Below are 23,210 nucleotides of genomic sequence, written 5' to 3'. Positions count from 1 at the left end.
CGGCGAAGCCCGTGCCGCCGTTTGTCCCGCAATGCCCGTCCCGCAATGCCCGTCCCGCAATACCCGTCCCGCCGGTCCCCGACCGGCGGGACGGCCTGCGTTGCGCCTTTGACGCCGGCTGACACCGGCCGCACTTTTTGCGCTCCCAGCAACTGCACTGACTGCACAAGTTGCACCGAGTGCAACATGAGCCTTATCGTAGGACTATGACAACAACTGCCGGCGACTCCATCACTGTGTCGCGGCGCGAGCTGAACAAGGCCGCGACGCGGGAAGCCATCGCGGCGGCGGCGCTGGAGCTGCTGCGGGCCAACGGAATGAACGGTTTCACCGCCGACGACGTTGCCAACGCGGCAGGCGTTTCGCGGCGGACGTTCTTCAATTACTTCTCCAGCCCGGAAGCGGCCATCGCCAGTTTCACGCAGAAATATCTGGACACGGTGATTGAGCAACTCCTTCTGCGCCCGCAGGACGAGCCGTTACTTGAATCCGCGCAGCACGCGCTGACCGCCGTTGCCCCGTCGGATCTGGCCACCCTGGCGGAAACTTTTGCCCTCACCCAAGGCGATGCCCAGCTCTCACGCTTCCAGCTTGAGGCATGGGATAACTGCAGCAGCCAGATCATCGCCACGATTGGAAGCCGCCTGGCCGTACGTGAAGGCGAGGGCAGCAGCGGCATGGATGTCAATGGCGAACTGTACCTGCACGCCCTCGTCCAGTCGGTGATTGCCTGCGGGCGCGCGGCTGTCGAGGTTTGGTTCCGCCGCCACGGCGAGGACATCAGCCCCGCTTCGCTCGCACGGCTTCGTGAGCTTCTCGTCAGCGCTATCGGCCACCTGCGGGACGGCTTCCACAGCTAAGTCCTGTTTCAGTGCAGCCAACATCAACCGCAGCTGAAAAATTCACCCCCCATTAAGAAACGGAAAAATCATGGCTTTGCTGCTCTACCGCCTCGGCAAATTTTCTGCCCGACGCCACTGGTGGGTGATAGCCGCCTGGGCCCTGATCGTGGTACTGGTGGGCGGTTCAGCGTTGCTTTTCCACGGTCAGACGTCCAACAGCTTCAAGATTCCCGGCACCGAAACTCAACAGGTGGCCGACAAGCTCAAGGCTGATCTGCCCCAGTCCTCCGGCGGCAGCGGCAGCGTTGTCTTCGCCACTTCCGATGGAACTCCCTTCACGCAGGTTCAGAAGGACGCCATCAGCGCCGCGCTGAAGAAGGCTGCGACGGTCCCGGACGTCCGCAGCGTCACGGATCCCTTCAGCACGCAGGCCACCCTCGACAGCACCAGTGGCCAGATTGCCGACGGTGAAACGAAGCTCACCGATGCCCAAGCCAAGCTCGATGCCGGCAAACCGCAGCTTGACGCTGCTGCGGCCCAGCTGGCGTCGGCGGCGAAGAATCTGGACGCGAGCCAGCAGCAGCTGGACCAGCAGAAGGCAGCCACGGCATCATCGGGCGGCGCCAGCACCGCCGCCCAGCAGTCCCAGCTGGCTGCCGCGCAGGCCAGGATCGACGCGGGCCGGCAGCAGCTGGCAGCGGGGCAGGCCAGCTACGACCAGAACAAAAAAACGTACGACGACGGCGTGGCCGAAATCGCGCAGCAGCGCAGCGCCCTCGAGCTGAGCAAGCAGCAGGCCGCTGCTGCCCAGGCCATCCGATTTGTCTCCGCAAACGGCCAGGCCGCAATCGCCCGGATCCAGTTCACCGGCGCTATCGACGGCCTCACCCCCGAGGTCCGCACCCAACTCCAGGCTGCGGTGCAGCAGGCCGCGGAGTCCGGTGTGCAGGTGTATCCGAGCAAGGAAATCACTCAGGACGTCTCAGAAATCTTCGGCACCGCCGAAGTCATTGGCATCGCCGTGGCCGCTGCTGTGCTGATCCTCATGCTGGGCACCATGGTCGCCGCCGGTCTGCCGCTCATCATGGCCGTAATCGGGGTCGCCGTCGGAGTGGGCGGCGGATTCGCCCTCAGCGGCGTGGTCGAGATGTCCTCAATCTCGCCGATCCTGGCACTGATGCTCGGCTTGGCCGTGGGAATTGATTATTCGCTCTTCATTGTTAACCGGCACCGGCAGCAACTGCTGGCCGGAATGGCTCTTGAGGAGTCGGTGGCCAGGGCCACCGGCACCTCCGGCAACGCTGTGCTGTTTGCCGGGCTGACGGTTGTCATTGCGCTCTCCGCTTTGACCGTCTCCGGGCTGCCGTTCCTGGGCGTGATGGGTGTCGCAGCCGCGGCCACCGTCGCCGTTGCGGTCATCGTCGCCTTGACCCTCACGCCGGCACTGCTGGGCCTGATTGGTCCCAGGCTGATCTCCAAACGTGCCTGGGCCAAGACCACGGCCAAGCATGGAAAACACGTCGCGACGGACGGCGCCGCTGCGGAGACGGCTAAGAGCGGCAAGGGCTGGGGCGGTTTCGTCACCCGGCACCCCGTCCTCACCCTCGTCACGGCCGTCGTCGCGCTCGGCATTATCGCCGTCCCGGCTGCGGGCCTTCGTCTGGCACTGCCGGATGGCGCCTCGGAGCCAGTAGATTCCAGCGCCTATCAGGCCTACCAGCTGACCGGGAAGAACTTTGGCGAGGGCATCAACGGTCCCATCATCGCCGTCGGCTCCCTGCCGGCGGGCTTAAGCGCCAACGATGCCCAGGCGCTGGAGCTGAAGGTGGCCGATGAGCTGCGGACAGTCCCGAATGTCGTCGCGGCGGTGCCTGCTGCCCTGAGCGAGAACCGCCGGACCGCGGTGTTCCAGGTCGTTCCCACGGAGGGGCCCGCCAGCGCCAGCACAGTCCAGGTCATCGCCGATCTGCGGGCCAAGGGCGCCCAGATCACCAAGGATACGGGCGTTACGCTCGGGCTGACCGGGCAGACGGCTGCCAACGTAGACGTCTCCAACAAGCTCGGTGCCGCCCTGCCGCTGTATCTGGTCGTCGTCGTCGGCCTCTCGCTGGTGCTCTTGCTCCTGGTCTTCCGCTCCATCCTGGTACCGATTCTTGCCACCGCAGGCTTCCTGCTCTCCCTCGCCGCGGCGTTCGGAGGCGTGGTGGCCGTGTACCAGTGGGGCTGGCTCAGTGCCATCTTCGACGTACCCAATCCGGGGGCCGTGCTGAGCTTCCTGCCGATCATTTTGATCGGCGTGCTCTTCGGCCTGGCCATGGACTACCAGGTGTTCATTGTTTCCGGTATGCGCGAGGCCTACGTCCACGGCCAGAGCGCCAAAGCGGCAGTGCGGACCGGTTTCAGCCACGCCGCCCGCGTGGTGGTGGCTGCGGCCATCATCATGACCAGTGTCTTCGCCGGTTTCATCTTCAGCCACCTGACCATGGTCCGGCCGCTGGGCTTCGCGATGGCCTTCGGGGTACTGCTGGACGCCTTTGTGGTCCGGATGACCATCATTCCGGCGGCCATGTACCTGCTCGGCAGGAGTGCCTGGTGGATCCCGCGCTGGTTGGACAAAATCCTGCCGGATGTGGATGTTGAGGGCGCCAACCTGGAGAAATCCCCGCTGGGCACCAACACCGCGGCCTCCGAAGCGGCGGCGGTTCCGGGCGGGACTACAGGCGGGACTACAGGCAATCCATCCTCCGATTTGGTGGGCATGGGCAGGCGTTCCTGACTCGCTTGACCATCTGTTGTGCACTTCGCGGCAGGTGACCCGGCGTTGGCCCTCAAAAGCGGCGTCAGCTGTCCCACCTATAACTGAAGCACCACCACCGGTTGCGAAGTGAATACCTAACCGGCGCCGCATGCAGCCCTAGCCAACAGGGCGGCTGCGGCGGATACTAGGGACATGTCTGAAACCCAAGTGGGCGGAAATCTGTCGGCGGCCGTCCCTGCCCCGAATGTATGGCCGGCCCTTCAGGCCCGCGATGCCGTAGCCCTCATTGACTACCTGGTGGATTGCTTCGGGTTCCTTAAGACGGCCGTTTATATGGACGGTGAAGCGGTGGCGCATGCGCAATTGGATTGGCCCGAGGGCGGGGGCATCATGGCGGGCAGCCATAAACCGCAGGGCCCGTTCACCCTGGAACCGGGTACCTTTGCCGCCTACGTGGTGTGCTCGGATATCCCGTCCCTGCACCGGCGGCTCCTGGACCGCGGCGGCCTGACGGTGACGGAGCCGGTGCAAACGGAATACGGCAGCATGGAATTCTCGGCCAGCGACACCGAAGGAAACCACTGGACTTTTGGAACCTACCGCGGCGAACCACGAACACCGCCGACGGGCCCCTGAAACCGTAAATGGAACCACATCGCCGCCCGTTCAGCCCGGCTGCCATCCAAGACGGAGCGTTCACCGCGCATGAAAATCTTTGCCAAGCCGCGCCCGGCTCCCCTCAGGCCGGCTCTCTTCCGGCCGGGGGGCTGCGGCCGGAAGTACGCGAGTCATGGGAGCGGTCTTTACATCACGTCGCTCATCCCGCTTCCATCCGGCCAGCGCTGCTGTGGGAGGACGATGAGCTCGATGACTACCGACGAAGCCACCCGCTGCACGCTGTCCTTCCCGTCATTGCCCAGCTCCTGGTCCAGCCAAGCCGTGATACCGGTCTTCTGGTTGCCGTCGGCGATCAGCACGGCAGGTTGCTCTGGGTGCAGGGGGACGCCGCAGCCCAAGTCAAGGCTTCCCGGATCAACTTCATCGCGGGGGCCGACTGGTCCGAGGCTGCGGTAGGGACCAGCGCTCCCGGCACCAGCGTGGCAACGAAGCGGAGTATCCAGATCGCCGGGGCCGAGCACTTCAATCCGGGAGTGCATTCATGGAGCTGCACCGCCGTCCCCGTGCATGACCCGGACACCGGCTCCGTCCTGGGGATTCTGGACATCACTGGCGGCACCGAGGCCGTCGCCGGGCACACGCTTGCACTAATGAACGCGACGGTGGCAGCTGCGCGGGCGCAGCTGCAGGTCCTGCGGCTGGAACAGCGCATGAGCGCCCCACGGGCCGCCACGCACCGGGGCACCGTAATTGCACCTGTGGCCGCAGCGCCACACCGGATTAGTCTGCAGATCCTTGGCCGCGACCACGGGCTGCTGCATGTGGCCGGCCGCACCGTTACGCTGAGTGAACGCCATACGGAAATCCTCACCCTACTGGCCCTGCACCCGCGTGGTCTGTCCGCCGAGGAACTCGCCGCCATGGTCTATCCGGAGCGTGCTTCGGTGCCCACAGTACGTGCTGAGCTGGTCCGGCTGCGGCGGTTGCTGCGGGGGCATTGCGAGGCCCTGGTGCCGAAGTCACGCCCCTACCTGCTGCCCACCGAGGTGGCCGTGGATGCCCAGCAGGTGCTGACCCACTTGGACCGGGGGGCTCACCGTCTGGCCCTGAGCATCTACCGGGGGGAGGTCATGCCGCGCTCCGAGGCACCAGCTATTGTCGATCTGCGCCGCTCAGTCAGTGGCCTGCTGCGCGATGCAATCCTCACCGACGCGGGCCCGGACGTAATCCTGCAGTACCTTCAGCTACCGGAAGCCAGGGACGACGGCGAGGCGTGGCACACTGCGCTGCGCCTCCTTCCAGCCCGCTCCCCCAGGCGGGCCGCCGTCGTCGCCCATTTGGAACGGCTGCGCGCCGAAGCCGGCTGAGGACCACACGCTGCCCCGAAAGCTGCCGTGCACCAGTATTGCAACTGCACTGCAACCTGTCCTGGCCTACGCTGTGCAGCAAGGACGACGACGTCCGCTTGACTGCGCAGATACGACCGCGCAAATAAGGAGCACACCATGACCGTTTACGCCCAGCCCGGACAGCCCGATGCAAAGGTCACGTTCAAGGACAGGTATGAGAATTGGATCGGCGGCGAATGGGTGGCCCCGGTGAAGGGCCAGTATTTCGAGAACATCTCCCCCGTCACCGGCAAGGCCTTCTGCGAGGTGGCCCGCGGCACCGCCGAAGACATCGAGCTGGCCCTTGATGCCGCCCACAAGATCGCCCCGTCATGGGGAAAAACGCCGGTGGCCGAACGTGCCGCGGTGCTGAACAAAATCGCAGATCGGATTGACGAGAACCTGGAACTCCTCGCGGTCGCGGAGACCTGGGACAACGGTAAACCGATCCGCGAATGCCTTGCCGCAGACATCCCGCTGGCCGCGGATCATTTCCGCTACTTTGCCAGCGCCGTGCGCGCACAGGAAGGCCGGCTTTCCCAGCTCGACGACGACACGACGGCCTACCATTATCACGAGCCACTCGGCGTGGTCGGGCAGATCATCCCTTGGAACTTCCCTATTCTGATGGCCGTCTGGAAGCTGGCCCCCGCGCTGGCGGCCGGCAACGCCGTCGTGCTTAAACCAGCGGAACAGACGCCGACGTCGATTCTGGTGCTGATGGAACTGATCGGCGATCTGCTGCCCGCCGGCGTCCTGAACGTGGTCAACGGCTTCGGCGTGGAGGCCGGGAAACCGCTGGCATCCAGCCCGCGGGTCCGCAAGATCGCCTTCACCGGCGAGACCACAACGGGCCGGCTGATCAGCCAGTACGCCAGCCAGAATCTGATTCCGGTCACACTGGAGCTGGGCGGCAAGAGCCCGAACATCTTCTTCGCCGATGTCGCCGCGGCCAATGATGCCTTCTACGATAAGGCGCTGGAAGGCTTCACCCTCTTCGCCTTCAATCAGGGCGAGGTCTGCACCTGCCCTTCCCGTGCCTTGGTCCAGGGGTCCATCTATGATTCGTTCATGGCGGATGCAATTGCCCGGACGGAGAAAATCATCCAGGGCAACCCGCTTGATACGAACACGCAGCTCGGCGCCCAGGCTTCCAACGACCAGCTGGAGAAGATCCTCTCGTATCTGGACATCGGCAGGCAGGAGGGCGCTAAGCTGCTCACCGGCGGAGCGCGCGCGGAGCTCGATGGCGATCTGGCCGGGGGTTATTACATCCAGCCGACAATCTTCGAGGGCACCAACAACATGCGGATCTTCCAGGAGGAGATCTTCGGCCCGGTGGTCTCGGTGGCGCGGTTCGACGACTACGCCGACGCCATGCACATCGCCAATGACACGCTCTACGGACTCGGTGCCGGCGTCTGGTCCCGCAACGGCAACGTAGCGTACCGCGCCGGCCGGGAAATCCAGGCCGGACGGGTCTGGGTGAACAACTACCACGCCTACCCCGCGGGCGCGGCCTTCGGCGGCTATAAGTCCTCCGGCATCGGACGCGAAAACCACGCCATGATGCTCGATCACTACCAGCAGACCAAGAACCTGCTGGTGAGCTACTCGGAAAACAAGCTCGGCTTCTTCTAGGCCATTCTTCCCGCCGCAAACGATTCGCTGCAGTTCAAAAATAGGAAGGACGACGACGATGGCCGCTGCGCTGCTCGACGCCAGTATTACGCTCCCCGCGGAGACTGAATCCCGCGTGGCGCTGACGGCCGCCGCCGTGGACCTTCTGCTGCTTTTATGGCAGCGGCACGGGCCGCTGATGTTCCATCAGTCGGGCGGTTGCTGCGATGGTTCCTCGCCGATGTGCTTCCCGGCCGGCGAATTCCTGACCGGGGACCAGGACGTGCTGCTGGGCCGCTTTGAGCTGGCGGAGCCCCCGGTCAGCAAACCCCTGGAGTTCTGGATGTCCGGGGAGCAGTTCAAGAACTGGAGCCACACGCATTTGACCGTGGACGTGGTGCCCGGCCGCGGCAGCGGATTCTCGGTCGAGGCACCCGAGGGTGTCCGCTTCCTGATCAGGTCCCGCCTGATCGACTCGCCCTGAGGTAAATCAGCGCGGGATTTTCGGGCCTGCGGAATTCGGATTCCGAACCATGACACTCACCTCGGTCATTCTTTGCTGCTCCCGGTCCAGTTTAGGCTTGAGTGCATGACCGATCTACGCCTCATTTTGGCCTCCGCTTCCCCTGCCCGCACCCAATTGCTCTCCAACGCCGGCATTGCCCACCGCGTGCTGGTCTCCGATGTCGACGAGGACGCGGTCACCGCCCGCTACGGGATTACCGATTCTCATGACACGGCCTTGTTGCTGGCCCGGGCGAAGGCCGAGTCCGTCGCGGCCCTGGACGAGGCGGACGGCGCGCTGGTGCTCGGCTGCGATTCGGTTTTCGAATTCGACGGCAAGGCTTACGGCAAACCCTACGAAGCCGCCGTCGCGCGCGATCGGCTGCGAAGGATGAGCGGTGGAACAGGGGTGCTGCACACCGGGCACTGGCTTGTGGACAACAGGGAAACAGCCGACGACGGCGTCCCCGGCGCGGGTGCCTCCGCCGGCTCGGCTGCCACGATTGGGACAGTAGCCTCCGCTGAAGTGCGCTTCGCCGCCATGACCGAAGCCGAGATCGACGCTTATATCGCCACCGGCGAACCTCTGCAGGTGGCCGGGGCATTCACCCTTGATTCTCTGGGCGGGTCTTTCATCACCGGCATCAATGGAGACCCCCACACGGTCGTGGGACTTTCCATTTCCACCCTGCGGGAACTGCTCGCCAGCACCGGCGTCGGTATCACCGAATTCTGGACGTAAGCCGCCGCAGACCACTCCTGGCGCAAAGCCACACGTTGGCCACAGGTGCGGTACCCGCCGAGCACCTACTAATACGCATGGGCTTATCGGCCCGGAGTAGTTTATAGTCCACTTATCTCTGGCCCATCCGCTTCGCACCCGGCGCTGAGGTAGCAGAGTGATTCAATGCTCAATCTATGGCTCGCGGCCGCTGCAGACATTGCGGCCATCAGTATTTTGGTCTTTGCTGTCTACTTCCGCCGACACTTTCGCCGCGATCTGGTATTAGCCTATGTGTCCCTGAACGTCGGCATCATGGCGGTGACGATGCTGCTGTCCGGCAACGATGCCGGCCTGGGATTGGGCCTGGGACTGTTCGGTATTCTGTCCATCATCCGGCTCCGCTCTGACACGCTCACCCAGGAGGAAGTGGCGTACTACTTCATGTCCCTGGCGATCGGACTGATTAACGGGCTGCATCCGGATCCTTTCTGGTTCTCACCCGCGGTATCTGCGGCTCTGGTCATCGTCATGTTTTTCGCCGACCATCCACGGTTCGCTGCAGGCACGCGGCGCCAGACGGTGACTTTGGACGCCGCATACCCGGTGGAGCAGCAGCTGCACGCGGCGCTGGGAGTGTTGCTGAATGCCAGGATTCTGCGAACCGTGGTGCTTGAGCTGGACACCGTTCGTGACCTCACTGTGGTCGATGTCCGCTTCAGGTGCGCGCCCTTCTGCGCCGTCGGCCCCGCCGCTGGTCCGCGGTCGACCCGGCTTCTGTTCGAGCGGGAGAGGATCAAACGATGAGCGCAGGTCTCAGTCCCCGGACCGCCCCGCTGGCGCAGGCCGCCGGCACAGGGCAGGACCTCCGCTCCGAATCATTAGGTAGCCTGGCTGCGGTGGCGGCCGAACGCGAGCCGATCCTTCTGGCAGAGGTGATGAGCGAGGCGGCTCTGCAGACCAGGGTGGACCGCAAATTCCTGCTTTCCCCGACGAGCTCACCCGGCTGGCAGCTTTGCTCGGTAAGGATTTCCGGGCCCTGGAGATCGGTCCCCGGCGGGTGTTCGAGTACGAATCGGTATATTTTGACACACCGGAGCTGGAGCAATTCCGCGCACACCGCCAAGGACGACGGCGGCGATACAAGGTGCGCACCCGGACATATGTGGACAGCGGACTGTGCATGTTTGAAGTGAAATTCAAGGGTCAGCGCGGCCAAACGGTCAAACACCGGATGCCCTACCAGCTTCAGGACAGCTTCAGGACAGCTCCAGGCTGACGGCGGCGGCAGAGGAATTTCTGGCCGCGCAGCTTAACGCCGACTACGGGCTGGCCCTGCCCCGCCTGCAACCGTCGCTGGCCACCAACTACACCCGCGGCACCCTGGTGAACCCAATAACCCAGGAGCGGCTGACCTGCGACGTAGACCTTGTTTTCGGCAGTCTGGACCAGCCGATGAAGCTTCCCGATCTGGTGGTGGTGGAAACGAAAACAATGGATGGCTTCGGTGCTGCAGACCAGGCGCTTGCCTCCATGGGAATACGCCCGGTCAGTATGAGTAAGTACTGTCTGGGTATTGCTCTGCTGCACCCGGAGCTGCCGGCGAACCGATGGAACCGCGTGCTGCGCGCCAACTTCGGCTGGTCCCGGGTACTACCGGAGCAGACGGGCCAGGGCCGCCACTAGCGCGCATGGGCGGCGCTGTGCTGGCCTCTTCCGCAAGTGTCTGAGCCGGCTACACCGCCTTCACGTCGCCGATGTGTCAACAGCAGAGCCGGTCCCGCTCAATTGCAGCTGGTCAGTCTCGCAGAGGCGGCAGCCACGCTCTCGCGGCTGCCGCCAATGCCGCCACTCCCACGCTGAGCGTCGGTTCAATGACCGGCGCGAAAAGCGGTGAGTGGTTAGAAGGAATAGCGCGTAAAGCGGGATCTGTGGCATCTCCGGTGCTGAACAGTGCCGGATCCGCGCCGCCGAGCAGCCAAAAGGCCAGCGGGGCACCCGCTGCCGTGGCGAGCAGGCCCACGTCTTCGCTACCGGTGACCGGGCCCGGCACCACGACCCGGCCTGCACCGAACGTTTCGTTGAACGCCGCCACCGTGCGTTCCAGCGCCGCCGGATCATTCACTACTGCCGGAAAGCCGGCGTCGGCGGTGATTATCGGATCCGTGGTAGCTCCCGCCGCGATGGCCTCGCCGCGGACAATCCGTTCCACTGCCGCCAGGACCCGTTCCCGCACAGATGTGCTGAACGAGCGGATGCTCAGTTTAAGTTCGGCCTCTTGGGGATGATGTTCCCGGCCGTTCCGGCACGGATGGCTCCGATGGTCAGGACTGCTGCCTCGCTGCCTGCCACCTCGCGGGAGACGATGGTCTGCAGGCGGAGCACTGTGGCTGCGGCCAGCACGATCGGGTCCACGGATGTCTCGGGTCGGGATCCGTGGGCACCGCGGCCGATCAGCCGGATAGTCAGAGAATCCGCGGCGGCAAAGGCGACGCCCGGTTGTGCCGCCAACATCCCTGCCGGGAAGGGTGCCACGTGTTGGCCCAGCACTACGTCCGGGGCGCCGAAACGTCCGAACAGGCCGTCGTCGATCATGGCCTGCGCGCCGCCGGCGAGCTCTTCGGCCGGCTGGAAGACCAGCATGAGCGTTCCGGCCCAGCTCGCGCGTTCGGCCGCCAGGACGCCCGCCGCCCCGAGCAGGCACGTCACGTGCACGTCATGGCCGCAGGCGTGCATGACGGGAACATCATTTCCGCCCGGGGCCTTCCCTGTCACGGTGCTGGCGTAGGCAAGCCCGGTTTTCTCCAGGACCGGGAGCGCATCCATATCCGCCCGGAGCAGGGCGGTGGGCCCGTCGCCATTGCGCAGCAGCCCGACAACTCCGGTACCGCCCACCCCGGTGGTTGTCTCATAGCCAAGGTGCCGCAGTCGCTCAGCGATGATGCCGGCAGTCCGGGTCTCCTGGAACGAAAGTTCGGGGTTCCGGTGCAGATCCTGATATACCTCTGCCAGCGGCATTAGTGCCTGCGTTGCGGTTGTCATGACGATCAGAAACTCCAAATCCGGTGATGGACGGGCCGGCGCTGGAAAGCAGCAGGTCCGCTGGCGGCATAATGGCCATGATTCCAGCCGACGGTGTCCTTTCGCAATGTTGGGGGCAGGAACCTCGGATCACGACGACCCAAATCCGAACACATTGGGTTTTTTGTAGGGTCTCTACAAAAAATTCAGCACAGCGGCACAGAAACGGCATGGTGCGTGAGTTAAAACCTCAAATCCGCGCTAGGCTCCGAAAGGAATAGAAGGAGTCCCGTGTGAGAATTTCACCACCAGCCGAGGTCATCACCAAGGTGCTTATTGCCAACCGCGGGGAGATTGCCGTCCGCATCATCCGCGCTGCCCGCGATGAAGGGGTCGCGTCGGTTGCGGTCTATGCGGAGCCGGACCGCAACGCGCTGCATGTCCGGCTGGCTGACGAGGCCTACGCCCTGGGCGGCAGCACCGCCGCGGAATCTTATCTGGTCATGGAGAAGATTCTTGACGCCGCCGCATCCTCCGGCGCCGATGCGATCCACCCCGGCTATGGTTTTCTGTCCGAAAACGCCGATTTTGCCCGCCGCGTTATCGACGCGGGACTAATCTGGATCGGGCCGTCTCCGGAAGCGATTGCTTCCCTCGGTGACAAGGTACGGGCCAGACACATCGCTGAGAAGGTCGGCGCCCCGCTGGCCCCCGGCACGAAGGACCCGGTCGGCTCAGCCCAGGAGGTACTGGATTTCGCGGCCGAGTTCGGTCTGCCGCTGGTCATTAAGGCGGCCTACGGCGGCGGCGGACGCGGCATAAAGGTTGTCCGTGACCGCGGCGAAATTCCTGAGGCCTACGAATCGGCCGTCCGCGAGGCCGTTGCTGCGTTCGGCCGCGGTGAGTGCTTTGTGGAGCGTTACCTGGACTCCCCCCGCCACGTCGAAACGCAGTGCCTAGCAGACGCCGCCGGCAACGTCGTCGTGATTTCCACCCGCGACTGCTCACTGCAGCGCCGCAACCAAAAGCTGGTCGAAGAGGCGCCCGCGCCGTTCCTGAGCGCCGGGCAGAACGCGCGGCTGTACGAAGCGTCCAAGGCAATCCTGAAGGAAGCCCATTATCAGGGCGCCGGAACCTGTGAGTTCCTGGTCGGCATGGACGGAACCATTTCCTTTCTGGAAGTCAACACACGCCTGCAGGTGGAGCATCCGGTATCCGAGGAAGTGTCCGGCCTGGACCTGGTCCGGGAGCAGTTCCGACTGGCCCGCGGCGAGGAACTGGGCTACGTGGATCCGCCAATCCGCGGCCATGCCTTCGAATTCCGGATCAACGGCGAGGACCCGGGCCGGAATTTCATGCCGGCACCGGGCACAGTCGAAACGCTGAAGCTGCCCAGCGGCCCCGGTGTGCGAGTTGATGCCGGCATTGAGGCGGGCGAGGTGATCGGCGGGAACTTCGATTCGCTGCTGGCTAAGTTAATCGTCACGGGAGCCACCCGTGAGCAGGCGCTGCAGCGCGCCGCACGTGCTCTGGCCGAGATGGAAATTACCGGCATGCCCACTGCCCTGCCGTTCCACCGGGCCGTCGTCGCCGACCCGGCCTTTGCGCCGTCGGACGGCCTTCCGTTCTCCGTGCACACCAGATGGATCGAAACCGAATTCAACAACACCATCCCGGCGTTTGTCCCGGGCGGAACAGGTTCGGGAACCGGCGACGACGACGACCGGCAGCGCGTCGTCGTCGAGGTGGGCGGCAAACGGCTGGAGGTGGTGCTCCCTGCTTCCCTGGTTGGCAGCACCCGGTCCTCGGGAGCAGGGTCCTCGGCGGCCAACGGCAAGTCAAAGAAGAAGTCCGCGCGGCGCAGCTCAACCCCGGCGTCAGCCAACGGTAATTCGTTGACCTCCCCGATGCAGGGAACCATCGTCAAGGTGGCCGTAGCGGACGGCGATATTGTGGCCGAAGGGGACCTGATGGTGGTGCTGGAGGCCATGAAGATGGAACAGCCGCTTACCGCGCACCGCTCCGGTACTGTCACCGGTCTCGCCGCTCTCCCGGGCGACACGGTCGCCGCCGGCGCCGTCCTGGCCACGATCGAGGACTGACCTAACATCGATAGGTGCGCTTAGCGGGGCTGAAACGGACTTTCAGCTCCACTAAGCGCACACGTCGGCTTTTAGGCGGGGCTAGCCGGCGGGGCTAGCTGACGTTCGCGTTGTAGTCCAGATCCTTGGTTTCCTTCATCAGGAACAACGCGATCAACGTCAGGACCGCCATCGCGCTGAGGTAAACGCCCACCAGGAAGGTGCTGCCGTGTGCTCCCTGCCAGAGAGCCACGGCGATGAACGGCGCCACGGCTGCGCCCAGGACGCTGGAGAGGTTGTAGCTGACCGCCGAACCCGTGTAGCGGACGTTAGTGGGGAACAGTTCCGGCAGCAGCGCACCCATCGGGCCGAAGGTCAGTCCCATCAGGATGAAACCAATGATCAACAGTCCCTGGGTGCCAATGAAGCCCGCGCTGAACAGCGGCACAAACGTGAAGCCAAAGACGAAAATAGCCGACGTAATCACTATCAGCGATTTCCGCCGCCCGTACTTTTCCGCCAGCGGTCCGGCCACCAGCGTGAAGATACCGAAAAATACCACTCCCACAATGAGCATCAGCAGGAAGTCGTTGCGGCTGTAACCAAGCCCCGGCACCCAAGCGTCGATGGCCGATTGCGACATCGGTTTCCCCGCTTTGAGTGCCGCTGCCTTCGCCGCATCCAGCGTCGCGGCAGCCGTACCGTACGTCAGCGTGAACGTAGTCATCAGGTAGAACAGCACATAGGTGGCCAACATGATGAACGTCCCCAGGATCAGCGGCTGCCAGCTGGTGCGGAAGACCCGACCGACCGGCAACTTGGACACTTCACCTTCATCCAGCACTTTTTGGAACGCGGGGGTTTCCACCAGTTTGAGCCGGACGTACAGCCCGATGATCACCATAATGGCGCTGAGCAGGAATGGAATACGCCAGCCCCACGCCGCAAACTGCGCAGTGGTCAGCGTCAGGTTCAGGATCAGGAAGAGTCCGTTGGCAATAATGAAGCCGATCGGCGCGCCCATCTGCGGGAACGTACCCCAGATGGCGCGTTTGCCGGCCGGGGCGTTTTCGGTGGCCAATAGGGCCGCACCGCTCCACTCCCCGCCCAGGGCCAGGCCCTGCGCGAAGCGCAGCAGCACCAGCATCGCCGGTGCCAGGAACGTCCAGCCGGGGACGATCGCTGTCGGGAGGCAGCCGATGAGGAAGGTCGCAATCCCCATCGTAAGGAGGGACGCCACCAAGGTGCCCTTTCGGCCGAACTTGTCACCGAAATGGCCGAACAAGACGGATCCGACAGGGCGTGCCACGAAGGCCACTCCGAAGATGGCGAAGGAACTCAGCAGCTGCGTGGTGCTGTCCGCATTCGGGAAGAACAGTTTCGGGAAGACGAGTACAGCAGCTGTGGCATAGACGTAGAAGTCGTAGAATTCGATGGTTGTGCCGACCAGGCTGGCGAGGATAACCCGTCCGCGGGTGTTTGCCTTGGGAATGACGGGTTCGGAAACCGTCTTGGTGCTGCTCATGGAACCGACTTTCATGCGGCCGGTCGCGCCAGTTGGCAGCCCGGCGTTGAGCGAGGATCAGAAGCTAATACTAGAACCACATGTCCGCTCAGTGGATAAGCCGTCTCATTATGTGGACTGTTTTGATCCTCGCTGCTGCCCCCGCTCCGCTAAGACGTCAGCCCTCCGGCTTATCTGCTGCTGGTTCTTGTCCTTTGCCGCCGTCGGACCCGTTGTCGTTGTCGTCGTCCCCCTCCGCCGCCTGCTGCGAATGCTGACGGACGTCCCCTTCCGCGGTACTGCCGTCCTGCGCATCCGGGTCCGCTCCCTCCGCCGGCGCCTCGCCGTGGGCGCGGTCCGCATCTTTTCCTGCCTCGTTCCGGTCCATTTCATATCCCCTTCCGACTTGCCCTGGCGCCGCAAATTTCCAGCCAACAACGCTCTTACAAGCATACTTAGTGTTAGCGTTGAAGGACCGCTTTCGCCTTGCATTTCAGCTCGGTGGAGCCGGTAGAGGAGGAATGCATCATGACCGAACGTGGCAGCGATAAACACAGCGCACGGCTCGACGACGAAATGAAGCACGGAGCCCGGAACCTGACGCGGGATGGCCATTCGGACCACGTCGAAGACGGTCGGGAAACCGAGCCGTTCCCGGACAGCACCGACGGTCCTGAGGTACAGGAAGCAATTGGCCTGGCCGCAGAGCCCCAGGACGACGCATAAGCGTGGAACCCGGTATGAGCAGGCGGACCGCCGCGCAGTGGGCAGCCGAACCGGAACCTGCAGATCCGGATATAGCTGTGCTGATCCCCACCCGCGGCAGGCCAGCCGAATTGGCTGTCGTGCTGGCCGGACTAGCTGCTCAGGACGGTCCCCGGTTTGGCGTGTGCATAAGCGATCAAAGCGATAGCACCGCGGACTGGGAGCATCCTGCGGTAGCGGCCATGATCCGCGTTCTGCAGGTGCAGGGGCGCAGCGTCCGCACCTACCGCCACCTCCCGCGCCGTGGCATGGCCGAACACCGGCAATACCTGCTGGGCCTGACCACGGCACCGCGTGTGCTGTTTCTGGACAATGATGTGTGGCTGGAACCGGGCTCCATGAGCCGAATGGATGATGCTCTGCGATCGTTGGGCTGCGGTTTCATCGGAATGGCGGTTCAGGGCCTGAGCCACCTGGCTGACATCCGCCCCGAAGAGCAGGCCACTTTTGAACCCTGGGATGGACCCGTCCAGCCGGAACACATTCGACGCACGGAGCCGGCCTTCCAACGCTGGCCTTTGCACAATGCAGCGAATCCGGCGCATTTAGCGGCTTCGCTGAAGCTGGGGCCGGACGAATGGCTTGCCTACCGGATCGCGTGGGTCGGCGGATGCGTACTTTTCGATCGCCGAGCGCTGCTGGCCTGCGGTGGCTTCAACTTCTGGCCGCGGCTACCGCCGGATCATTCCGGCGAAGACGTGGCCGCACAATGGAAAGTCATGAATGTCTGCGGCGGCGCGGCACTGCTGCCCTCCGGGGCCGTGCATCTGGAATCTCCCACCACCGTCCCCAACCGGCGGGTTGAAGCGTTCGACGTCGTCTTCCCGCCCGACGATCCGCCCGCGCCCCCCGGACCTACCGCACCCGACGTCCCGCAAACCGCGGGCACCCCATCAGTGGAAATCAGCTGAAAGGCAGCACCATGTCCGATTCACCCAATCCCATTGCGATCCAGAAGTTCCTCGGCGGTATCGACTACCCGGCAAGCCGGGCCCAGCTGGTCAGTAAGGCTGAAGATTCGGGCGCCGATGAGCCGGTGCTTGAGGCACTGCGCAATATGCCGGACCGTGAGTACAACGGTCCGGACGAGGTCAGCAAAGCAGTCTCGGGGGGTGCCTAGGATGTTCGAGAAGCTCACCACCTCCCGTGAATTGTTCATTTTTAAACTCGGCTCGGCACTGAGCATGGAGCGGGACTCGCTGCAGATGCTGGAGGATCTGACCAGCAGGGCCCAGCGGGTGGAACTAAAAGCCTTGCTGGAGGAACATACCGAAGAAACCCGTCAGCAACTGGCCAATCTGGAACGCGCCTTCGTCATCCTCGGAGAAGATGTTGATGACTCCCCCTCGCCCACCACGGCGGGGCTAGCCAAGGAAGCAAAGACCACGTTGCGCAAGACCATTCCACAACTGGCGGACCAAGTGATCCTGGCCGGCGCCTTGGAAACGGAGCACTACGAGATTGCGGTTTACGAAACGCTGATAGCCGCGGCCCAGGCCGCGGGCAATGTGGAGCTGGTCTCGATCTTTGAGCAGAACCTTGGACAGGAGAAAGCGGCTGCGGAAAAGTTGCGCGCTGCCTCCCGCGCGGTCGCTGCCGAGGGGCCGCTCCACGCTCCGGATGGAGATAACGGCTAACCCCCGCGTCGGGATCCTCGTTTATCCTCCGGCGCCGGATCCTGTTTTGCCGGTCAAATGGACGGATGCCATCGAAATTTCCACGGCACCCGTCCATCTGCACGGCATCCCCCGGACGGTAAGGTGCGCAATCCCTACATGTGCACGTGCAGGCGCCGCGCGGCCTCGGAAATGGACCCGCTGAGCGAGGGGTAAACCGTGAACGTGCTGGCAACATCGTCCACGTGCAGCTTTTGCGTGACCGCCAGCGCGATCGGAAAGATCAGTTCGGACGCTCCGTGGGCCACCACCACCCCGCCGATGACCGTCCCGGATCCCTTGCGCGCAATGATTTTCACAAAGCCGTCCTTGAAATTACGTATCTTCGCCCGGGCATTCGTGCGCAGCGACAGCGTGATCACATCCCCCTGATACTTCCCGGATGCCAGATCCGCCTCGGACACGCCCACGGAGGCAATTTCCGGCGAGGTGAAGATATTGGAGGAAACCTGCAGCAGCTTCAGCGGCCGCACCCCATCGCCCAGCAGATGCGCCACGGCGATCCGTCCCTGCATGGCCGCGACCGATGCCAGGGCGAAAACGCCGGTGCAGTCGCCCGCCGCGTAGACGTTTGACGCCGTTGTCCGGGAGACGCCGTCGACCTTAATGTGGCCGCTCTCGGTGAGCGCGACGCCGGCCTCCTCAAGCCCGATCCCCGCGGTATTCGGGATGGAGCCCACGCACACCAGACAGTGGCTGCCGGTCACCTCGCGTCCGTCGCTGAGCGTCACGACGACGCCGTCCTCGGTGCGGTCGACGGCGGCGGCCCGGGAGCGCGAAAGCACCGTCATGCCGCGGCGTGCGAAGACATCCTCCAGCACCTGAGCGGCGTCCGAATCTTCTCCCGGGAGGACCTGGTCGCGGCTGGAAATCAGCGTCACCTTGGATCCCAGCCCGTTGTAGGCCGAGGCGAATTCGGCGCCCGTCACCCCGGATCCCACGACGATCAGTTCCGGCGGCACCTCCTGAAGGTTGTACAGCTGGGTCCAGTTCAGGATTCGTTCGCCGTCGGGTTTCGCCGTCGGCAGCTCCCGAGGATGAGCGCCGACGGAGACCAATATCGCGTCCGCCGTGACCGTTTCGGTACTCGCGCCGGCTCCCTCGCCAACGGTCGCTTCGATCGTATTATTGTTCAACAGGCGCCCCGTGCCCAGAATAATCCGCACGCCCACCCGTTCCAGACCGGCATGAATATCGGCGGATTGTTTGCCCGCCAGACGCATTACGCGCTCATTGACCGCCTTGAGGTCTGCGCTCATCAGCGGAACGCCGTCGCCGTCGCCGTCGCCGTCGCCGTCGCCCACGTCAAAGCGGACGCCAAGTGCCGCGGCGTCCGTCATACGCGTCATCGCATCCGCCGTCGCAATGAGTGTTTTTGACGGGACGACGTCGGTCAGCACCGCAGCGCCGCCAAGTCCGGCCCGCTCCACTATAGTCACCTGAGCGCCCAAGGAGGCGGCAACAATCGCTGCCTCGTACCCGCCCGGACCGCCGCCCAGGATCGCGATGCTCGGAGCGGACTGAGTGGAGAAGAGATTATGGCTGGTCACAGTCATCCATTCTCGCTTATCGCCTCCATCGGCACCAAGTTCGGTAAGTTATTCCAATGCACACATCTGATTCTTCACCCAGCGGTGAAAACGCTGCCGTTTCCACCGCTTCCACACTGACCGACCCGATCGCATTGGCGGCAGCGGCCGCCGCCTACATCGCAGAACACACCGGCGTGGAAAGCCACGATATCGCCTTGGTGCTCGGCTCCGGTTGGGGCGAAGCCGCGGAGCTGATTGGCGAAACTACGGCCACGCTCAATGCCACGGATATTCCGGGCTTCTCGGCGCCGGCCGTCCAAGGCCATGTCGGAACCGTCCGGTCGGTGCTGACCACTGCGGGGAAACGCGCATTGGTGCTCGGAGCCCGAACTCATTTCTATGAAGGAAAGGGCGTACGCGCCGTCGTGCACGGCGTGCGGACCGCCGCTGCATGCGGGGCGGGGACGTTGGTGCTGACCAACGGCTGCGGTGGCCTGAATGAGGCATGGACACCGGGCACTCCGGTGCTGATCCGCGACCACATCAACCTCACGGCGGCCTCCCCCTTGGAGGGTGCCACATTCGTGGATCTGACCGATCTTTATTCCGCCCGGCTGCGGGCCGTGGCCCATGAGGTCGATCCCGGGCTGGACGAAGGCGTGTATGCGCAATTCACCGGTCCGCATTATGAGACGCCTGCCGAGGTGCAGTACGCCAAGCGGATTGGCGCCGATCTGGTGGGAATGTCCACCGCTCTCGAGGCGATCGCCGCACGACATGCAGGTATGGAGGTCTTCGGAATTTCACTGGTCACCAACCTGGCCGCCGGAATCAGCCCCGATCCGCTGAGCCACGCGGAGGTCCTCGCTGCGGGCCAGGCGGCCGGGCCGCGGATCTCCCGGCTGCTGGCGGACATCATCGCCCGGCTGTAGACGCAGCTTCGTGGCGCGGATCGTTCGCGGGCGGACCGTTCGCCGCATCAGAGGGTTTCAACGTTGCGCAGGAGTGCATCCTGCGCAACGTTGGCACCGATGTCTGCGCAGCTTTCGCAGCATCGCTACTGCGTGGGACGGGCCGTGTCCTGGGCCGCGATATGTTGGACCTATGACGCTTCCGGACACCGAACTCCAGCCGCTGCTGCACTGCGCCCGAGTCTGGGCCGATCAGGACCCGGACCCGGTGACCGCCGCCCAGCTAAGAGCGCTGATAACCCTGGCCGGGGGTACCGGCGTCAAGGGCGCTGTGGCCGGCGGGAGCGGGCGCGTCAGTACCGACGGCGGAAGGGAAGCCGCCGACGGCAACGGTCCGGCCGGCGCTGCGATCGACGGTGCGGCTGGTGCGGGGATGACTCAGGACGCTGCCCAGCGGGAACTCACAGACAGCTTCAGCGGCAGCCTCCAGTTCGGTACGGCGGGCCTGCGCGCTGCCATGGGCCCGGGGCCGAACCGGATGAACCGCGTCGTCGTCCGCCGGGCCGCCGCCGGGCTCGCCGCATTCCTGCTGAAGGCGAGCGCCAACAGCCCCAGGGACATGCCCGTGGGAGAGCCTTCCGACCAGCCTGCAACCCGTGCTGAACGGGAGCCCAATTACCGGCCACGCGCCGTCGTCGGCTTCGATGCACGGCACAATTCGCAGGTTTTCGCCGCCGAGAGTGCCGCCATCCTCACCGCCGCCGGAATCGAGACCTTTCTGCTGCCTGCTGCACTGCCGACCCCAGTGCTCGCCTACGCCGTCCGGAAGCTCAATTGCGACGCCGGCGTCATGGTGACGGCCAGCCACAATCCGGCGCTGGACAATGGCTACAAGGTGTACCTCGGCGGCCGGACCGTGACGGACGCCGGGCAGGGCGCACAGATTGTCGCTCCCTTCGACGCTATGATCGCTGCAGAAATTGCCGCCGTCGGTGAGCCGGCCAGCATAGAACTGGCCACTGCAGGCTGGACCATGGTCGGGGCAGATTTCACCGTTGGGTACCAGGACGCTGTTCGCTCCCTAGCGGATCCGCTTGCCTTCCCCTCCCGCGATGTGAAGATCGTCTACACTCCGATGCACGGCGTGGGTGGGGAAACCGCCGTCGGAGTGCTGCGCGGAGCCGGCTTCGAGAATATTGCCGTAGTACAGCAGCAGGAAGGGCCCGATCCGGACTTCCCCACGGTCGCATTCCCCAATCCGGAGGAACCCGGCGCCTTGGATCTGGCCGTGGCGCTGGCACGGGATGAGGGGGCGGACATCGTCTTGGCCAATGACCCCGATGCGGACCGGGCCGCCGTAGCTGCGCTGGACCCCTCCGCCGGCACTTGGCGGATGTTGCGCGGCGATGAGGTGGGAGCGCTGCTCGGCAGTCATTTGGCGCGGCGGCTTGCTGGTAGGACTGCCGGCACGCCTAAGTCTTTGGGCACTGTTGCGGTGGACGACGGCGGCAGGCCCGGTGCCGCCGTCGCGCCCGGTGCCGCGGGCCAAACCGGTACCGCCGACCACCCCGCTGTCTTCGCCAACTCCATTGTCTCCTCCCGGCTGCTCGCGCGTATTGCAGCCTCGCACGGCCTCGAGCACACGCAAACACTAACCGGATTCAAATGGATTTCCCGCGTACCGGGGCTGAGCTACGGCTACGAAGAGGCCTTGGGCTACTGCATTGCGCCGGAAATCGTTCGGGATAAAGACGGCATCTCCGCGGCACTGCTCATCGCTGAGCTCGCAGCCGAGGCGAAAGCCCGCGGCAGGAGTATTTTCGACACTCTCGATGACTTTGCCCTGGCCCACGGCCTGCACGCCGGTGACCAGCTCAGTCTTCGCGTTGCGGATCTGACGCAGCTCACCACCATGATGGCATCCCTTCGTCAGCACCCGCCGACAAGCCTTGGCGGATCCAGCGTCGAAACTTTTACGGATCTGGCTGAAGGCTCCGCTACCCTGCCGCCCACGGACGGTCTGCTGTTCCGCACCGTGGACGGCAGCCGCGTGATTATCCGGCCCAGCGGAACCGAGCCCAAGCTGAAGTGCTATCTGGAAGTTATTGTTCCCGTCAGCGTTGCGGCGGACCTTCCGGACGCCCGGCTACGTGCCCGTGCCGCCCTCGACGCTACGCTCGCCGACGTCCGCGCGGCCCTGGGTCTCTGATCTCTAAGCTCTGATCTCTGCGCTCTGAGCTCTGAGCTGCGGAAATGACGCCCGGCGCACAGTGAGGCATGCGCCGGGCGTCATTCCACCTGCGCTGGCTTCCGTGCACTGCGTTCCCCGCGCCCTGCTGCGGTGACCAGGTCCCCCGCCGGCCCGCTCAGGACGCGAGGCCCTTTCCATACGGCGTGCATGCGGCGCTCCAGCGGCAATTGGGGCACCGGTACTTCCACCAGAGCCCCGCTTTCCAGCCAGGGGCGGACGGCGAAGATACTGAGAACGGCTGGGCCGGCACCGGCTGTGACACTCACCCGAACGGCGGCGTTGCTGCTCAGTTCCAAGGTCGGCGGAGCGGGTTGGTAGTCCTTCAGCGCCCGGTCCAAGGTGCTGCGGGTCCCTGAACCCCTCTCGCGTACCACCAGCGCAGTGGAGGCCAGCTCCTGGGGTGTCAGTATTTTCCCCGCGGCCGCCCACGGGTGCTCCGGCGGCACCACCACCGCCAGTCGATCCGCGCCAACCTTCAGCCGGTGCAGTCCGGCGGGCAGCCGTGGCGTTTCCACGAAGCCAACGTCGGCCGAGCCATCGGCCACCAAGTCGAATACCCGCTTGGAATTATGCACCGACAAGGTGACTCTCAGTTCCGGATCAGCCCGTTTCAGATCCGCCAGCCAGCGCGGCATCAGGTACTCGGCCACTGTCATGCTCGCTGCAACCATCAGGTTGGATTCACGCTGCGACTGCAGCGACTGCGCGGCGGACATTAGTTCGCGGGCCCGCTCCAGGGCCGGACGCGCCCAGTCAACCACAACGGCGCCCTCGACCGTAAGCCGGGAACCACCCGGTCGCCTATCCAGCAGAATCACGCCGAGCGATCGCTCCAGCCGCGTCAGAGACCTGCTCGCATTTGGTTGCGCCATCTTGACGGCGCGGGCCGCAGAACTCAGACTGCCCTGTTCGGAAACCGCCACCAGCAGTTCCAAAACAGCAAGATCGGGCCATTCCATGCTCATATCAATATGATATAGCGCCATGCCTTATTGGCGTCTACCGGCTCAGCCGGGCT

The 23,210-nt window shown here is 64.4% G+C and carries 23 protein-coding genes; 17 read left to right on the top strand and 6 right to left on the bottom strand.

The window, feature by feature from the left end:
• Positions 1–206 precede the first annotated feature (206 nt).
• The 10 genes from IV500_RS02905 to IV500_RS21270 all read left to right on the top strand — a co-directional run bounded on the left by IV500_RS02905 (position 207) and on the right by IV500_RS21270 (position 10,137).
• Positions 207–860 carry a TetR/AcrR family transcriptional regulator gene (locus IV500_RS02905; RefSeq protein WP_196395321.1) on the top strand — a complete coding sequence of 218 codons (654 nt, stop codon included), beginning with the start codon at positions 207–209 and terminating at the stop codon, positions 858–860.
• Between the two features lie 70 nt (positions 861–930).
• Positions 931–3,618 carry an MMPL family transporter gene (locus IV500_RS02900; protein ID WP_196395320.1) on the top strand — a complete coding sequence of 896 codons (2,688 nt, stop codon included), beginning with the start codon at positions 931–933 and terminating at the stop codon, positions 3,616–3,618.
• A gap of 174 nt (positions 3,619–3,792) precedes the next feature.
• Entirely contained in the window at positions 3,793–4,236 is a 444-nt protein-coding gene (locus IV500_RS02895; protein WP_196395319.1) for a VOC family protein, read from the top strand.
• Positions 4,237–4,244: 8 nt separating this feature from the next.
• A complete protein-coding gene (locus IV500_RS02890) occupies positions 4,245–5,585 on the top strand; it encodes a sigma-54-dependent transcriptional regulator family protein (protein ID WP_196395318.1) in 1,341 nt (446 codons plus the stop codon).
• 138 nt (positions 5,586–5,723) lie between these two features.
• Positions 5,724–7,247: an acetaldehyde dehydrogenase ExaC gene (exaC, locus tag IV500_RS02885; protein ID WP_196395317.1), complete on the top strand. Its 1,524-nt coding sequence runs from the start codon at positions 5,724–5,726 to the stop codon at positions 7,245–7,247.
• Between the two features lie 58 nt (positions 7,248–7,305).
• Positions 7,306–7,710 (top strand): DUF779 domain-containing protein, encoded by a 405-nt coding sequence (locus IV500_RS02880; RefSeq protein ID WP_196395316.1) that lies wholly within the window; start codon positions 7,306–7,308, stop codon positions 7,708–7,710.
• Positions 7,711–7,815: 105 nt separating this feature from the next.
• Positions 7,816–8,472: a Maf family protein gene (locus IV500_RS02875; RefSeq protein ID WP_196395315.1), complete on the top strand. Its 657-nt coding sequence runs from the start codon at positions 7,816–7,818 to the stop codon at positions 8,470–8,472.
• Between the two features lie 165 nt (positions 8,473–8,637).
• A complete protein-coding gene (locus IV500_RS02870) occupies positions 8,638–9,258 on the top strand; it encodes a DUF4956 domain-containing protein (RefSeq protein ID WP_196395314.1) in 621 nt (206 codons plus the stop codon).
• A 208-nt stretch (positions 9,259–9,466) separates the two neighbouring features.
• Entirely contained in the window at positions 9,467–9,730 is a 264-nt protein-coding gene (locus IV500_RS21275; protein WP_230854391.1) for a VTC domain-containing protein, read from the top strand.
• A 107-nt stretch (positions 9,731–9,837) separates the two neighbouring features.
• A complete protein-coding gene (locus IV500_RS21270; protein ID WP_230854390.1) occupies positions 9,838–10,137 on the top strand; it encodes a CYTH domain-containing protein in 300 nt (99 codons plus the stop codon).
• A 112-nt stretch (positions 10,138–10,249) separates the two neighbouring features.
• Here the strand turns inward: IV500_RS21270 and IV500_RS22075 are convergent, their stop codons facing one another.
• A complete protein-coding gene (locus IV500_RS22075; RefSeq protein WP_312875805.1) occupies positions 10,250–10,687 on the bottom strand; it encodes a zinc-binding metallopeptidase family protein in 438 nt (145 codons plus the stop codon).
• Positions 10,688–10,710: 23 nt separating this feature from the next.
• A complete protein-coding gene (locus tag IV500_RS22070; RefSeq protein ID WP_312875804.1) occupies positions 10,711–11,493 on the bottom strand; it encodes an amidohydrolase in 783 nt (260 codons plus the stop codon).
• A gap of 272 nt (positions 11,494–11,765) precedes the next feature.
• Between IV500_RS22070 and IV500_RS02855 the strand changes: the two genes are divergently transcribed.
• Positions 11,766–13,574, top strand: a complete 1,809-nt coding sequence (locus tag IV500_RS02855; protein WP_312875803.1) for an acetyl/propionyl/methylcrotonyl-CoA carboxylase subunit alpha — start codon at positions 11,766–11,768, stop codon at positions 13,572–13,574.
• A gap of 94 nt (positions 13,575–13,668) precedes the next feature.
• On the opposite strand, the gene IV500_RS02850 is transcribed toward IV500_RS02855, so the two are convergent.
• Positions 13,669–15,078, bottom strand: a complete 1,410-nt coding sequence (locus IV500_RS02850) for an MFS transporter (protein ID WP_196395313.1) — start codon at positions 15,076–15,078, stop codon at positions 13,669–13,671.
• Positions 15,079–15,235: 157 nt separating this feature from the next.
• A complete protein-coding gene (locus tag IV500_RS02845; protein ID WP_196395312.1) occupies positions 15,236–15,445 on the bottom strand; it encodes a hypothetical protein in 210 nt (69 codons plus the stop codon).
• A gap of 140 nt (positions 15,446–15,585) precedes the next feature.
• Between IV500_RS02845 and IV500_RS02840 the strand changes: the two genes are divergently transcribed.
• From IV500_RS02840 to IV500_RS02825, 4 genes are read left to right on the top strand one after another with little or no spacing between them, the layout of a single operon-like run.
• On the top strand, positions 15,586–15,783 hold the full coding sequence (locus IV500_RS02840; RefSeq protein WP_196395311.1) for a hypothetical protein: 198 nt from the start codon (positions 15,586–15,588) through the stop codon (positions 15,781–15,783).
• Positions 15,784–15,797: 14 nt separating this feature from the next.
• Positions 15,798–16,733, top strand: coding sequence for a glycosyltransferase family 2 protein (locus IV500_RS02835; protein ID WP_196395310.1), 936 nt, complete (start codon positions 15,798–15,800; stop codon positions 16,731–16,733).
• Positions 16,734–16,744: 11 nt separating this feature from the next.
• Positions 16,745–16,942, top strand: a complete 198-nt coding sequence (locus IV500_RS02830; protein WP_196395309.1) for a DUF2795 domain-containing protein — start codon at positions 16,745–16,747, stop codon at positions 16,940–16,942.
• Between the two features lies 1 nt (position 16,943).
• Positions 16,944–17,459 carry a YciE/YciF ferroxidase family protein gene (locus IV500_RS02825; protein WP_230854418.1) on the top strand — a complete coding sequence of 172 codons (516 nt, stop codon included), beginning with the start codon at positions 16,944–16,946 and terminating at the stop codon, positions 17,457–17,459.
• 134 nt (positions 17,460–17,593) lie between these two features.
• Here the strand turns inward: IV500_RS02825 and IV500_RS02820 are convergent, their stop codons facing one another.
• Positions 17,594–19,054, bottom strand: coding sequence for an NAD(P)H-quinone dehydrogenase (locus IV500_RS02820; protein WP_196395307.1), 1,461 nt, complete (start codon positions 19,052–19,054; stop codon positions 17,594–17,596).
• Between the two features lie 50 nt (positions 19,055–19,104).
• Here IV500_RS02820 and IV500_RS02815 point away from each other — a divergent pair, with 50 nt between their 5' ends.
• Together IV500_RS02815 and IV500_RS02810 are read left to right on the top strand one after the other, a co-directional pair.
• A complete protein-coding gene (locus IV500_RS02815; RefSeq protein WP_196395306.1) occupies positions 19,105–19,962 on the top strand; it encodes a purine-nucleoside phosphorylase in 858 nt (285 codons plus the stop codon).
• A gap of 172 nt (positions 19,963–20,134) precedes the next feature.
• Positions 20,135–22,150 carry a phospho-sugar mutase gene (locus tag IV500_RS02810; RefSeq protein WP_196395305.1) on the top strand — a complete coding sequence of 672 codons (2,016 nt, stop codon included), beginning with the start codon at positions 20,135–20,137 and terminating at the stop codon, positions 22,148–22,150.
• Between the two features lie 80 nt (positions 22,151–22,230).
• Here IV500_RS02810 and IV500_RS02805 read toward each other — a convergent pair whose 3' ends face one another.
• Positions 22,231–23,157, bottom strand: coding sequence for a LysR family transcriptional regulator (locus tag IV500_RS02805; RefSeq protein ID WP_196395304.1), 927 nt, complete (start codon positions 23,155–23,157; stop codon positions 22,231–22,233).
• Positions 23,158–23,210: the final 53 nt, after the last annotated feature.

Source organism: Arthrobacter terrae, assembly GCF_015708085.1.
In the GTDB taxonomy this organism is placed as follows: Bacteria; Actinomycetota; Actinomycetes; order Actinomycetales; family Micrococcaceae; genus Arthrobacter_M; species Arthrobacter_M terrae.
The sequence above is the reverse complement of the archived record's forward strand: the minus strand, read 5'-3'. Positions and strand labels throughout refer to the sequence as shown.